Source organism: Telluria sp. ZB2R32 (genome assembly GCF_059685715.1).
This window is the reverse complement of sequence record NZ_JCASIG010000001.1, coordinates 21,006-34,532: the sequence shown is the minus strand read 5'-3', so window position 1 is coordinate 34,532 and position 13,527 is coordinate 21,006. Positions and strand designations below refer to the sequence as shown.

Sequence of the window (13,527 nt, the reverse complement as noted above, 5' to 3'; positions counted from 1 at the left end):
TCATCTGCATTCACGCGGCACTCGCGCCGCCCACCCTACGCGTCGGCCAACAATGCAATCAGGTCGCTTCGGCGCGCCCGGTGTCGGCCAGCGGCAGGCGCACGCTGAAGACCACGTGCCCGTTCGCATGGTGGTAACTGATCTCGCCCGCGTGCTCGCGCACGATGGTGGCGACGATATACAGTCCCAGGCCCATGCCCGTGCGGTTGCGCGGGTTATGCAGCGAAGTGCGCTTGAACGGATTGAACAGCGTCGCCGCCTGGTCTTCCGGGATCGGTTCGCCTTCGTTCATCACGTCGATCGTTGCCCAGCCGGCGTTGACGGTCAGCGTGACGTCGATCGGCCCGCCGACCTTGCCGTGATGGCGCGCGTTGCTGAGCAGGTTCGACACCACCTGCGCGATGCGCCCGGCGTCGGCGCGAATCGGGGTCGGCCCGGGATTGGCATACGTATAATTAATGCCGGGATAGGCCAGGGCCATTTCGTCGACCAGGTCTTCCACCAGCGCCGCCAGGTCGACCGGTCCCATCGTCATGCCCAGCCCCAGGTTGCCGTCGATGCGGCTCATGTCGAGCACTTGCCCGATCAGGCGCTGCATGCGGTTGCTCGAGGACTGGATGCGCTTGCCCAGCGTCGGCTGGTTGCCGCCGCCATTGCTGCGTTCGAGCAGGGTGCCGGCCATGTTGATCGAATGGAGCGGGTCGCGCAGGTCGTGGCCCAGCATCGCCAGCAGCTGGGCGCGGGTCGATTCGGTCTGGGCGCGGCGTGCGTTCGAGGCGCGCAGCAGTTCGGACAGCATCAGGCGCGCATGCGACTGCACCGGCGCTTCCCACGGCTGGGCGTGCCCAAGCACGGTTTCGTGCCAGGCGTCGAACGAGCCGCGCGGGGTCAGGCGCGCGCCCAGCGGGCCGAAGGTGATGGTCTTTTCCGGACGCCCGGCCCAGGCCACCTGCTCGATCTGCTCGGTGCGCAGCAGCAGGCACCAGCCGCCGCCGGGCGGGTCGAAGGGCAGGCCCAGCATGCCGACCCACTTGCCGAGCACCGGTTGCAGCGCAAGCGGCCAGTCGTCCTGCTTGTCGCGCACCAGCAGGTCGCTGGCGTCCCCGGGTAGCGCATGCACGATCGCTTCCGCGGTGACGCGTTCGATCGCACCGAAACTGGCGATCTTGCCGTTATGGACGCAGACCATGGCGTGCGCGCCTGTCGCTTTTTGCAGGTCCGCCGCGTGGCGCGCCAGCGCGTCCAGCGGTTCCTCTTCGACCAGCAGCGACTCGACCAGGCTGGTGCGCACCTGCGCCGCCTGTTCGACCAGTTCCGCGTCCTGGCGCGCCTCGATGCCCTGGATGGTCGATGCCATCACCTGGGCCAGCACGTCGGCCGCCATGCGGATCGTGTAAGGCACCTGTTTCGGCGCCATGTGGTGGCAGGCCAGCAAACCCCAGAGGCGGCCGTTGATCACGATCGATACGCTCATCGAGGCGCACACGCCCATGTTCTGCAGGTATTCGACGTGGATCGGCGAGACGCTGCGCAGCACGCTGTAGCTCATGTCGAGCGGCTGGGCGCCGGGCTCCCCCAGCATCGGCACCGGGGCGTAGCCGACGTTGCCGATCATGCGCAGCGTCGTCAGGATGTACATGCGGCGCGCCTGGGCCGGGATGTCGCTGGCCGGATAGCGCTGGCCGACGTAGGGCACCAGGTCCTCGCGGCGCGCCTCGGCGACGACGTCGCCGCTGTCGTCCTCGCGGAAACGGTAGGCCATGACGCGGTCGAAACCCGTGAATTCGCGCACCTGGCGCACGGCCGTTTCCAGCAGGGCATCGACCGTCTTCTGGCGTCGCACGCGCTCGATCGAGCTGTGCGCCTTGACGGCGAACAGGGCCACCGCATCGGCGGGAACGTCGCGCGTTTCGAACTCGGCGACGATGCGCCCGTGCGTGGCGTGCACGATGCAGTCGTAGTCCGCGCCGCCCAGTTCGACGGCGCCAAAGGCGGGCGCATATTCGCCTTCCATCTGGCCGTCGACGCACTCGGCGATCAGTTCGGCGGCAAGCGCGGGCAAGGGCAGGACGGCGGCGCTCTGGCCGATCGCCAGCAGGCCCAGTTCGCCGGGGGCGTTATCGCTCCAGCCCTCGAGCGCACCGTCCAGGCCAAAGAACAGCAGGAAGCCGTGCGGCTGGATGAATCCGGGAATGTGAATCGGTTCCTCGGCACAGGACTGCAGGTCGACCAGGACCGGCGCGGACATGGGAGCGATCGTACTGGACTTCAATGGTCTTCCCTTATAGTGGGCGCTCAGGCTGATCCGGACCCCGGACGGAGCACATGCATATACGTGTGCGGCAATGGCGAAATTCTACAACGACAGCCGATTCGGTGTCGCCGGTACATTATTGTTTTAGGGAAAGTGTTGTATCCCGGTAGCGGCGGGAACTGCAATTATCGGTCGAGAACAGGTTTGAGCAGCACGATCAGCGCGCCGTGGCCGCCTTCTTTCCGGCCCGCCCCGCAAAAGGCGACGACCTCGTCGAGCTGCACCAGCCAGCTGTGCACGACCGAGCGCAGCACCGGCTCGCCGTTGGGCGAGCCGTAGCCGATGCCGTGGATGATGCGCACGCAGCGCACGCCGCGGCGTACCCAGCGCCCCACGAAGTCACCCAGCTGGCCGCGCGCGGTGTCGCGCGTCATGCCATGCAGGTCGAGTTCGTCCTGGATCGGCCAGTGGCGCTTGCGCAGCTTTTTCACCACATCGGGGCCGACGCCTGCCTTCGCGTACGAAAGCGTCGGATTGTCCTCCAGCAGGCCATCGACGTCGAACATGTCGGAGAGCGACTGCTGCAGCACGAGGGCGTCGTCCTCTTCCTGGGACAGCACGCGTTTGGCCGGCTGCTCGCGCAGCAGCGCTTCCTGCACCGGGCGGTAGACGTAGCGGTTCGACTCCGGCATCTTTTTCACGCCGTCCATCGCGCTGCGGAATTCGATGGCGCGTTCACGCGCAATGCGCTCGCGCCGCTCGCGCTCGGCCGCTTCGATGGCGCGCACGCGCTCGTCTTCCTTCAGCTGGTCGCGGAAGGATTTCAAATCGCCGAAGTCTTTCATGCCCGCCATCGTGTTCCTGTTATTTCTGGTCGTCTTCCAGGGCTTCCAGGTAACGCTGCGCATCGAGCGCGGCCATGCAGCCGGTACCCGAGCTGGTGATCGCCTGGCGGTAGATGTGGTCCTGCACGTCGCCGGCCGCGAACACGCCCGGCACGCTGGTGGCGGTGGCCATGCCTTCGGTACCGCTGCGGGTTTTGATGTAGCCATTGTGCATCTCGAGCTGGCCTTCGAAGATCATCGTGTTCGGCTTGTGGCCGATCGCCACGAACAGACCATGCACGGTCAGGTCCTTGCTCTCGCCATTCGCAGCCGACTTCAGGCGCAGGCCGGTGACGCCGCTGTTGTCGCCCAGGACTTCGTCCAGCGTCTGGTTCAGTTCCAGCACAATCTTGCCTTCGCCAACCTTGTGCATCAGGCGGTCGACCAGGATCGGCTCGGCGCGGAACTTGTCGCGGCGGTGAATCAGGGTGACTTTCGAGGCGATACCGGCCAAATACAGCGCTTCCTCGACCGCGGTATTGCCGCCGCCGATGACCGCCACTTCCTGGTTGCGGTAGAAGAAGCCGTCGCAGGTGGCGCAAGCCGACACGCCGCGGCCCATGAAGGCCTGTTCCGATTCCAGGCCGAGGTACTGGGCCGAGGCGCCGGTGGCGATGATCAGGGCGTCGCAGGTGAATTCGTGCGAGTCGCCGACCAGGCGGATCGGTTTTTCGTTGAGGTAGGTCGTGTGGATGTGGTCGAACACGATTTCGGTATTGAAACGCTCGGCGTGCTGCAGCAGGCGCGCCATCAGTTCCGGACCTTGCACGCCCAGCGGGTCGCCCGGCCAGTTCTCGACGTCGGTCGTGGTCATCAGCTGGCCGCCCTGTTCGACGCCGGTCACCAGCATCGGGCTCAAGTTGGCGCGTGCGGCGTAGACGGCGGCGCTGTAGCCGGCGGGACCGGAACCGAGGATCAGGACTTTGGCGTGTTTCTTAGTGGTCATGGGGTGCGAGGTAATCGTTAAGAAGTGAGAAACTGGGGACGGGGCTGGGATAAATCAAGGTGCCCGAATACGACGTCGATTATAGACGATGATGCGCATGAGCATGAATCGCGGGCCTCGCGCGTCCATATGGCTTAGAATGACCGGATTCCGCAAAAGCGAACACATCAGCCCCTCGCAGCATGAGCAAGAAGAGTACCGCCCAGTCCCCGACACCCCCCCGTCATCCGTCCCCGCGATCGCCGATGCCGCGCCGTCTTGCCCGTCTCCTGCTGGAGGCGCGCTGGATCGCCATGGCCGTCGCTTTCCTGTATTTTGTGTTGATATTGTTGAGCTATAACAAGGCCGATCCGGGCTGGTCGCACGAGAACGTGGTGCCGGTCATTACCAACCTGGGCGGCAAGGCCGGCGCCTGGCTGGCCGACCTGCTGCTCTACATCTTCGGCTTTTCCGCCTGGTGGTGGGGTGCGCTGTTCCTGCGCACCGTCTGGCGCGGCTACCTGCGCCTGACCGACAAGCTGCCCGTGCCGGCCGAACCCGAACACCAGGACGAATTCATCGTCCGCTGGATCGGTTTCGCCCTGATGTTTACGGGCAGCATGGGCCTCGAATACCTGCGCATGTGGTCCTGGGACGTCGAATTGCCGCGCGCCCCGGGCGGGGTGCTGGGCCAGCTGCTGGGCCATTCCTCGCAGGTCGCCTTCGGCTTCACCGGCGCGACCCTGCTGCTGTTGCTGTTGTTCGGCCTCGGCTTTTCGCTGTTCTTCCAGGTGTCGTGGCTGGCCGTGGCCGAGCGCATCGGCGCCAGCTTCGAAGGCGCGATGGACTGGTTCCGCCTGCGCGTGGAAGACCGCGAAGACCGCCGCCAGGGCGAGGCCGCGGCCGTCGCGCGCGACGAAGCGGTGGTGACCGAACGGGCGAAGCACATCGAGAAGCCGGCCGCGCCACGCCGCGCCGAGCCGCAACTGGACGATGAGGACGATGAGCCGGCGCCTGTGCTGGCCAAGACGCCGACGCCTGCACGGGTTGCCCCATCGCTGGCGGCGCCGGCGCCGGCCGGCCCGAACGCGGTCGCCGCCCAGACCGTGGCGATGCCGAGCGAACCACCACCGATCCGCGTCGAACCGCAGATGATGTCGGTGCCCAAAGGCGAGCGCGCCCAGAAAGAACAGCAGACGCCGCTCTTCCGCGACCTGCCGGGCGATTCGCCGCTGCCACCGTTGTCGCTGCTGGACGAACCTCCGCCGGTGCAGGAAACCGTCGGCGTCGATACGCTCGAATTCACCAGCCGCCTGATCGAGAAAAAGCTGTCCGACTTCGGCGTCGAAGCCAAGGTCGTGGCGGCCTTCCCGGGCCCGGTCGTCACGCGCTACGAAATCGAACCGGCCACCGGCGTCAAGGGCAGCCAGATCGTCAACCTGGCGCGCGACCTGGCGCGTTCGCTGTCGCTGACCTCGATCCGCGTGGTGGAAACCATCCCCGGCAAGAACTACATGGCGCTGGAACTGCCGAATCCGAAGCGCCAGATCGTGCGCCTGACCGAAATTGTCGGTTCCAAGGTGTACAACGACAGCGCCTCGAACCTGACCGTCGCGCTGGGCAAGGACATCGCCGGCAAGCCGGTGGTGGCCGACCTGGCCAAGATGCCGCACCTGCTGGTGGCCGGTACCACCGGTTCCGGTAAATCGGTCGGCATCAACGCGACCATCCTGTCGCTGCTCTATAAATCCGACCCGGCCGACGTACGCCTGATCCTGATCGATCCGAAGATGCTGGAAATGTCGGTGTACGAAGGCATCCCGCACCTGCTGGCGCCGGTCGTGACCGACATGCGCCAGGCCGGCCATGCGCTGAACTGGGCGGTGAACGAGATGGAGCGCCGCTACAAGCTGATGTCGAAGCTGGGCGTGCGCAACCTGGCCGGCTACAACACCAAGATTGCCGAAGCGGACAAGCGCGAAGAGCACATCCCGAACCCGTTCTCGATCATGCCCGACAATCCGGAGCCGCTGGAAAAGCTGCCGACGATCGTCATCATCATCGACGAATTGGCCGACCTGATGATGGTGGTCGGTAAAAAGGTCGAAGAGCTGATCGCCCGTATCGCGCAAAAGGCGCGCGCCGCCGGCATCCACCTGATCCTGGCGACGCAGCGCCCGTCGGTCGACGTGATCACCGGCCTGATCAAGGCCAACATCCCGACCCGCATCGCGTTCCAGGTGTCATCCAAGATCGACTCGCGCACCATTCTCGACCAGATGGGCGCCGAAGCGCTGCTGGGCATGGGCGACATGCTCTACATGCCGCCCGGTACCGGCCTGCCGGTGCGCGTGCACGGCGCCTTCGTCTCGGACGACGAAGTGCATCGAGTTGTAAAACACCTTCAGTCGCTGGGCGAACCGAATTACATTGAAGGCATCCTGGAAGGCGGCACGCTGGAAGAGGGTGGCGCTGGCGGCGAAGCGGCGGGCGAGGGCGGCGGCGAGTCCGACGCCATGTACGACCAGGCCGTCGCCGTGGTGCTGAAAAACCGCCGCGCCTCGATCTCGCTGGTGCAGCGCCACCTGCGCATCGGCTACAACCGCGCCGCGCGCCTGCTCGAGCAGATGGAAAACAGCGGCGTCGTCTCGCCGATGCAAAGCAACGGCAACCGCGACATCCTCGTGCCGGCGACCCAGGCCGAATAAGCGGCTCGTTCGCTTCCGTACTGACTGCTACCGATGTGTAACGTAGGGTGGGCACTCGTGCCCACGCGGTCATACCCATGCACACCGCACACTGAAAAAGGACCCCAATGATCGCCCAAAACAAAATCGCCCTGATCGCCACTATTACCCTGGCCTTGTCCGGCGCCGCCCACGCCACCGCCCTCGACCAGTTCAAATCCTTCGTCGCCACCACGAAAGCGGCAAAGGGCGAATTCACCCAGCAACAACAACGCAAATCCCAGACCGGCAAGATCTCGCCCGTCTCGAGCGGCACCTTCGTCTTCGCCCGCCCCGGCAAGTTCATCTGGAACTACACCAAGCCCTACGACCAGCTGCTGCAGGCCGACGGCGACTCGCTCTACATCTACGACAAGGACCTGAACCAGGTCACCGTCAGGAAACTCGGCAACGCGCTCGGCTCCTCACCCGCGGCGATCCTGTTCGGCAGCAACGACCTGGAAAAGAACTTCACCCTGTCCGAAGCGGGCACCCGCGACGGCCTCGAATGGCTCAACGCCGTCCCGAAAGCGAAGGACACCACCTTCGAGCAGATCAGCATCGGCCTGAAGAACGGCACGCCGGAAGCGATGGAACTTAAAGATACCTTTGGGCAAACTTCTGTATTAAAATTTACAAGTTTCCAGCGTAACCCATCGCTCGGCGCCCAGCAGTTCAAGTTCGAGATTCCCAAGGGCGCCGAAGTCAACAACAACTGATCGACGAGCGCCAGGCAGGCTCGAACGGATGACCGAATGCACGTAAAACCGCTGTGCTGCCTGATCGCCCTGAACGTCGCCAGTTTCCTTGCCCAGGCGGCGCCCACCGAGGAGCCGTCCGTCCCGGCCAAGCCGACTGCCCCGTGGATGCAGTGCGGTGTCGTTGAATATCCATTCGAGGCGGTATCGTACGTGCTCGAAGGGAAGACGCAGCTGGAATTCAGCCTCGGCGCCGACGGCCGCCCGCTCGATATCGTCGTCAAGCAATCGAGCGGCTGGCAAACGCTCGACCGTTTCACGGTCGAGATGTTCGAGGGCTGCAAGACGAAGGCGCCGGTGCGGGACACCACGACGCGCCATCGCTTCGAGTACGTGTGGTCGCTCGACACGCCGCCCGGGCGGCGCATCCTCGTTCCAGACAGCTGTGCGCCATCCGAGCGCTTCGCCGGTTTCAGGGTGTTCGACCGCACGCCCAGCGGTCCGGACGGCATCCTGGTGCGCTCGCTGGTCCGTCCGGACGGAACGCCCCAATACACCCGGGCCGAGCGCGGCACGGTTCCGGCCGACCTGGCCGCCGAGGCCATCGCCTACCTGCAAAGCTGCAAGTTCACGTTGGCGCCGGGCATCGCCGACTCGCGCGACAAGACGGTTTACGGCCGGGTCTTGCTGAAGTGACCCTCGGGCGGGATTGCGTCAGTTGCCGGCATCGACAAGCAAGCGTCGTGCGCAAGTCGACCTGCGTGGCCGGCGCGATCGTCCGATGCTCGCGCAGCCCTGAGCGCGGCATCGGCTACACTAGCCGCATGTACAACAAACTGCTGATTGCCATGCCTGCGTCCCGCGCCACCGGAGTCCGCCGTGGATGACCTGTTCCGTAACGAACCGGCCGCGCCGCTGGCCGAAGCCCTGCGTCCGCGCACCATCGACGAAGTGATCGGCCAGAGCCATCTGCTCGGGCCCGGCAAGCCGCTGAACCTGGTGTTCAAGTCCGGCAAGCCGCACTCGATGATCCTGTGGGGGCCGCCCGGCGTCGGCAAGACCACGCTCGCGCGCCTCACGGCCTACGCCTTCGATTGCGAATTCATCGCGCTGTCGGCGGTGCTCTCGGGCGTGAAGGACATCCGCGCCTCGGTCGAGCAGGCCGAGCAGTACCTGGCGCGCGGCAAGCACACGATCCTGTTCATCGACGAGATCCACCGCTTTAACAAGTCGCAGCAGGACGCCTTGCTGCCCTTCGTCGAATCGGGCCTGGTGACGCTGATCGGCGCCACCACCGAAAACCCGTCGTTCGAGGTGAACTCGGCGCTGCTGTCGCGCTCGCAGGTGTACGTGCTGAAAGCGCTGAACGACGACGAGATGCGCCAGCTGCTGGCGCGCGCCCAGCAGCGCGTGCTCGCGCATCTGAAATTCGACGAGATCGCGATTTCGACCCTGATCGGCTACGCCGACGGCGACGCCCGCCGCTTCCTGAACCTGCTCGAGCAGACCAAGACCTCGGCCGAGACGAGCGGCATCACGACGATTACCGGCGAATTCGTCGACAACGCCCTGACCCTCAATTCGCGCCGCTTCGACAAAGGCGGCGACAATTTCTACGACCAGATCTCGGCCCTGCACAAGTCGGTGCGCGGCTCGCATCCGGACGCGGCCCTGTACTGGCTGTGCCGCATGCTCGATGGCGGCGCCGACGCCAAGTACCTGTCGCGCCGCATCGTGCGCATGGCCTGGGAGGACATCGGCCTGGCCGACCCGCGCGCGCTGCAGATCGCCAACGACGCCGCCACCACCTACGAGCGCCTCGGCTCGCCCGAGGGCGAACTGGCGCTGGGGCAGGCCGTGGTCTATCTCGCCATCGCCGCCAAGAGCAATGCCGGCTACAACGCCTTCAACGCCGCCATGGCTTTTGTGCGCAAGGACAAGTCGCGCGAAGTGCCGGTCCACCTGCGCAATGCCCCGACCAAGCTCATGAAGGAGCTCGGCTACGGCCATGAATACCGCTACGCCCACGACGAGCCGAACGCGTATGCCGCCGGCGAAACCTACCTGCCCGAGGGCATGCCGGAGCCGCGTTGGTACCAGCCGGTGCCGCGCGGCGTGGAGGCCAAGGTGGCGGAAAAGCTGGCCTTCCTGCGCCAGCTGGATGCGGACGCGAACGAGCGCTGAATCGGGGTCTCAAGAACCGCTATCTACTTGGTACAATTGCAGATTAGACAAACTGCGCGACATACCGCTGTCCCAACCCATCCTACGATAGCCCACAATGATAGATATCCAACTCCTCCGCAAGGACATCGACACCGTCGCCGCGCGCCTGGCCGCGCGCAAATTCCAGCTCGACGTGGCTGGCTTCAATGCGATCGAAGCCGAGCGCAAGTCGCTCCAGACCCGCACCGAAGAACTGCAGGGCAAGCGCAATTCGCTGTCCAAGCAGATCGGCATGTTGAAGGGCAAGGGCGAGGACACCGCCGGCGTGATGGCGGAAGTGGCGGGCCTGGGCGACGAACTGAAAGCCAACGAAGTCGCGCTCGGTGAAGTCCAGCGCAAGATGGCCGACTTCATGGCGGCGATCCCGAACCTGCCGCACGAATCGGTCCCGGCCGGCGTCGACGAGTCGGGCAACGTCGAAGTGCGCAAGGTCGGCACGCCCCCACACTTCGACTTCGAAGTAAAAGACCACGTCGACATCGGCGCCAAGCTGGGCCTGGACTTCGACACCGCGACCAAGCTGACCGGTTCGCGCTTCTCGGTCATGAAGGGCGGCATCGCGCGCCTGCACCGCGCGCTGGCGCAGTACATGCTCGACACGCATACCGACAAGCACGGCTACCTCGAGTGCTACACGCCGTACATGGTCAACGCCGATTCGCTGCGTGGCACCGGCCAGTTGCCGAAGTTCGAGGAAGACCTGTTCTCGGTGAAGAAGGGCGGCGTGGAAGGCGAGGGCGAGACCTTCTACCTGATCCCGACCTCGGAAGTCACGCTGACCAACGTCGTGCGCGACGAGATCGTGCCGCTGGATGCGCTGCCGATCAGGATGACCGCGCACACCCCATGCTTCCGCTCGGAAGCCGGCAGCTACGGCCGCGACACGCGCGGCATGATCCGCCAGCACCAGTTCGACAAGGTCGAGATGGTCCAGATCGCCCATCCCGAACAATCGTACGCGGCGCTCGACGAGATGGTCGGCCACGCCGAATTCATCCTGCAGTCGCTCGGCCTGCCGTACCGCGTAATGTCGCTGTGCACCGGCGACATGGGCTTCGGCGCCGCCAAGACCTTCGACCTGGAAGTCTGGCTGCCGGCGCAAAATACCTACCGCGAGATTTCCTCGCTGTCGAACATGGAAGCCTTCCAGGCCCGCCGCATGGGCGCGCGCTTCCGCAACGCCCAGAACAAGCCGGAACTGCTGCACACCCTGAACGGCTCCGGCCTGGCCGTCGGCCGCACGCTGGTGGCGGTGCTGGAGAACTACCAGCAGGCGGACGGCAGCGTGGTGATTCCCGACGTGCTGCGGCCGTACATGGGCGGCCTGGAGCGTTTGGCTGCTTCCGCGTAAATAGCTCTTCCGTTTTCGCGAACGGCTGCTATAATGTGGCCTCTCGCAAACAAGCGACCGGTTACCTGGAGAGGTGGCAGAGTGGTCGAATGTACCTGACTCGAAATCAGGCGTACGTTAAATCGTACCGTGGGTTCGAATCCCACCCTCTCCGCCAATAAATAAAAAAGGACTCCCTCGGGAGTCCTTTTTTATTTGGTGGCGGAGAGGGGCAAGGGGATAAGGGCGTGGGGCGCCCTTATCCGCGGGCCTTGCGTGTGTCGCCAAGGCGGTAGATTCGAAGACGTGCGCATACTTGCGCACGGGCGGCCCGCGGCACGTGGGCGAATCCCACCCGCCGTACAACGCTCCCGCAGGGAGCCATTCTTCGCAGTGCGCGGTTATGGAGGCGGTAGGATCTGCAAAGGTACGAACGCGTGGACTCAGGAGTCCACCCTACGGTGCACCATAGCCGCGGGTTTATGCCTGTGACATCATTCCCTTGCACAACCGAAGACCGGCCGCTATAATGCCAGCCTTGCAGCGACCGCAACACCGATTCTGGAGAGGTGGCAGAGTGGTCGAATGTACCTGACTCGAAATCAGGCGTACGTTAAATCGTACCGTGGGTTCGAATCCCACCCTCTCCGCCAGAAAATGAAAAAAGCTCCCGCAGGGAGCTTTTTTCATTTTCGGGAGGCTGGGCACCTGTGCCCAGCGGAACGTAGATCATTGTTCGCACAGATACCATGAACCACCGCCTGTTCCTCTTCGACCTCGACGACACGCTGCTCGACTTCAAGGCATCCGAGCGGCTCTCCTTCCTGCGCACGATGCAGCAGCTCGGCCTGCAAGAGGGAATCGACACGCTGTTCCCGAAGTACCAGGCCATCAACCTGGCCCTCTGGCGCCGTTTCGAAGCAGGGCTGGTGTCGAAGGATGCGCTGAAGGTCGAACGCTTCCACCAGACCTTTCTGCAAAACGAACTCGACCTCGATCCGGTGGCAGCCAGTGCGCTCTACCTTGAATCGCTGTCCGAGACGGTGGTACTGATCGATGGCGCAATCGAGGTATGCGAAACCCTGGCGGCGGTCGGCGAGGTCGGCATCATCACCAACGGCGTCGACCATATCCAGCACCGCCGCATCGCCGCGTCAAATCTGGCCGCGCATATCTCTTTTGTGGCGACGTCCGAGGCCTGCGGCTATGCCAAGCCGGACAGCCGCTTCTTCGACTACGCCACGCGCAAGGCGCGCCGCTTCGTGAGAGAGGAAACCGTCATCGTCGGCGACCGGCTCGATGCCGACATCCTCGGCGCCAACCGCTTCGGCATCGACAGTTGCTGGTTCAATCCGGACCACTTGGACAATGATTCGCAGGCGATCCCGACCTGCGAAGCGGCCAGCCTGCACGAGGTCGTCCCAAGCCTGCGCGCGCTCGCGAACCGCTAGGCTTCAAGATCGCCTGGTTGCCCGCAACCACACCGCTGCGATCCGCTCCACCTCTTCATACCCTTCGCAATCGAGCTGCCCGCCAAAGATGTCGGGGTCGAGTTCTTCATAGCTCCAGTCAGCGCAGGCGGTATCGAGCTGCGGCTGGATCGCTTCCAGGAACTCGTCGCGGCCATCGACGATGGCGATGCCCGTGTACAGCAGCAGCGTGCCGCCCGCGCGCAGGCGCTGCAGTCCGGCTTCGACGATCTGCAGCGACAGGCCGGCGCCGCGCATGTCGCCGCCGTGGCGGTAGCGCAGCTTGTCGGGGTCGAGGATGAAGGGCGGGTTCGACAGCACCAGGCCGAATTCGCCGTCCAGGTCTTTCAGCAGGTCGCTGTGGCGCGCCTGCACGTTGGCGGTGCCGTTCAGGCGGGCGTTGACGCCGGCCAGCATCAGGGCGCGTTCGTTGATGTCGGCCGCGATCGTCTCAGTCTGCGGAAAGCGCGCCGCCACCTCGATCGCACCCGGCCCGCCGCCGGCGCCGATGTCGACCGCGCGCCGCGGCGGCGTCATGTTTTCCATCGCCCGCTTCAGGGCCGCGACGTAGCGGTAGGTATCCGGGCCGAAGAAGACCGCGTCTTCCTCGCGCGTCGGAAAGGCCGAGTGAAAATACAGGCGCGTGCCGATGGTCGAGGCGCGCACGGTGGCGCACAGCTTGCCGTTGCGCTCGGCCAGCACGCCCGCGCGCCGCATCAACGCCACGATCTCGCCCGGCAGCGTGTCCTCTCGAAACGGCCGGCTCCAGCCGAACACGCCCCGCAGATCACGTGCCCAGTCGTTCTCGGGACGGCCATTGACGCGGCGGTGCGTCGCCGGCGTGATGGTGGTGAATTGGTAGCCTGCATGCTGCAGGGCCTGGCCAAGCGCGAGCAGGGCGTCGGTATCGATGGAGGAAGTGGTCATGCGTGCCAGCATGCGGTACCGATAGGCCGGCTTCTGTGCGCTGGCGCACATAAAGGCAGCGCGGCGGGGCGCTTATGTGAATACCCGA

Annotated in this window: 10 protein-coding genes and 2 tRNA genes; 8 read left to right on the top strand and 4 right to left on the bottom strand. The window is 64.9% G+C overall.

The window, feature by feature from the left end; all coding sequences use genetic code 11:
• Positions 1 to 58 precede the first annotated feature (58 nt).
• The 3 genes from AC56LG_RS00145 to trxB all read right to left on the bottom strand — a co-directional run bounded on the left by AC56LG_RS00145 (position 59) and on the right by trxB (position 4,084).
• On the bottom strand, positions 59 to 2,248 hold the full coding sequence (locus tag AC56LG_RS00145) for an ATP-binding protein (protein WP_497164126.1): 2,190 nt from the start codon (positions 2,246 to 2,248) through the stop codon (positions 59 to 61).
• Positions 2,249 to 2,439: 191 nt separating this feature from the next.
• A complete protein-coding gene (locus AC56LG_RS00140) occupies positions 2,440 to 3,099 on the bottom strand; it encodes a Smr/MutS family protein (protein WP_497164125.1) in 660 nt (219 codons plus the stop codon).
• 19 nt (positions 3,100 to 3,118) lie between these two features.
• The gene (gene trxB / locus AC56LG_RS00135; RefSeq protein ID WP_497164124.1) at positions 3,119 to 4,084 is read right to left on the bottom strand and encodes a thioredoxin-disulfide reductase; all 966 of its coding nucleotides are present in this window, start codon (positions 4,082 to 4,084) and stop codon (positions 3,119 to 3,121) included.
• Between the two features lie 182 nt (positions 4,085 to 4,266).
• Between trxB and AC56LG_RS00130 the strand changes: the two genes are divergently transcribed.
• The 8 genes from AC56LG_RS00130 (at position 4,267) to AC56LG_RS00095 (ending at position 12,494) form a co-directional block, all read left to right on the top strand.
• A complete protein-coding gene (locus AC56LG_RS00130; RefSeq protein ID WP_497164123.1) occupies positions 4,267 to 6,771 on the top strand; it encodes a DNA translocase FtsK in 2,505 nt (834 codons plus the stop codon).
• A gap of 107 nt (positions 6,772 to 6,878) precedes the next feature.
• Entirely contained in the window at positions 6,879 to 7,508 is a 630-nt protein-coding gene (gene lolA / locus AC56LG_RS00125) for an outer membrane lipoprotein chaperone LolA (RefSeq protein WP_497164122.1), read from the top strand.
• Between the two features lie 36 nt (positions 7,509 to 7,544).
• The gene (locus AC56LG_RS00120; protein ID WP_497164121.1) at positions 7,545 to 8,183 is read left to right on the top strand and encodes a TonB family protein; all 639 of its coding nucleotides are present in this window, start codon (positions 7,545 to 7,547) and stop codon (positions 8,181 to 8,183) included.
• A gap of 183 nt (positions 8,184 to 8,366) precedes the next feature.
• Positions 8,367 to 9,671: a replication-associated recombination protein A gene (locus AC56LG_RS00115; protein ID WP_497164120.1), complete on the top strand. Its 1,305-nt coding sequence runs from the start codon at positions 8,367 to 8,369 to the stop codon at positions 9,669 to 9,671.
• 97 nt (positions 9,672 to 9,768) lie between these two features.
• Entirely contained in the window at positions 9,769 to 11,064 is a 1,296-nt protein-coding gene (serS, locus tag AC56LG_RS00110; protein WP_497164119.1) for a serine--tRNA ligase, read from the top strand.
• 67 nt (positions 11,065 to 11,131) lie between these two features.
• Positions 11,132 to 11,221 (top strand) — tRNA-Ser (locus AC56LG_RS00105).
• A gap of 385 nt (positions 11,222 to 11,606) precedes the next feature.
• Positions 11,607 to 11,696, top strand: a tRNA-Ser gene (locus AC56LG_RS00100).
• Between the two features lie 96 nt (positions 11,697 to 11,792).
• Complete coding sequence (locus tag AC56LG_RS00095; RefSeq protein WP_497164118.1) at positions 11,793 to 12,494, top strand: YjjG family noncanonical pyrimidine nucleotidase; 702 nt, start codon at positions 11,793 to 11,795, stop codon at positions 12,492 to 12,494.
• A gap of 3 nt (positions 12,495 to 12,497) precedes the next feature.
• On the opposite strand, the gene AC56LG_RS00090 is transcribed toward AC56LG_RS00095, so the two are convergent.
• Positions 12,498 to 13,439: a methyltransferase gene (locus tag AC56LG_RS00090; protein WP_497164117.1), complete on the bottom strand. Its 942-nt coding sequence runs from the start codon at positions 13,437 to 13,439 to the stop codon at positions 12,498 to 12,500.
• Between the last annotated feature and the right edge of the window lie 88 nt (positions 13,440 to 13,527).

What these genes read in the sequence shown, in the direction of transcription:
- AC56LG_RS00145 (WP_497164126.1), bottom strand. Translation starts at nt 2,248, where the DNA reads ATGTCCGCGCCGGTCCTGGTCGACCTGCAGTCCTGTGCCGAGGAACCG.
- AC56LG_RS00140 (WP_497164125.1), bottom strand. Translation starts at nt 3,099, where the DNA reads ATGAAAGACTTCGGCGATTTGAAATCCTTCCGCGACCAGCTGAAGGAA.
- trxB (WP_497164124.1), bottom strand. Translation starts at nt 4,084, where the DNA reads ATGACCACTAAGAAACACGCCAAAGTCCTGATCCTCGGTTCCGGTCCC.
- AC56LG_RS00130 (WP_497164123.1), top strand. Translation starts at nt 4,267, where the DNA reads ATGAGCAAGAAGAGTACCGCCCAGTCCCCGACACCCCCCCGTCATCCG.
- lolA (WP_497164122.1), top strand. Translation starts at nt 6,879, where the DNA reads ATGATCGCCCAAAACAAAATCGCCCTGATCGCCACTATTACCCTGGCC.
- AC56LG_RS00120 (WP_497164121.1), top strand. Translation starts at nt 7,545, where the DNA reads ATGCACGTAAAACCGCTGTGCTGCCTGATCGCCCTGAACGTCGCCAGT.
- serS (WP_497164119.1), top strand. Translation starts at nt 9,769, where the DNA reads ATGATAGATATCCAACTCCTCCGCAAGGACATCGACACCGTCGCCGCG.
- AC56LG_RS00095 (WP_497164118.1), top strand. Translation starts at nt 11,793, where the DNA reads ATGAACCACCGCCTGTTCCTCTTCGACCTCGACGACACGCTGCTCGAC.
- AC56LG_RS00090 (WP_497164117.1), bottom strand. Translation starts at nt 13,439, where the DNA reads ATGACCACTTCCTCCATCGATACCGACGCCCTGCTCGCGCTTGGCCAG.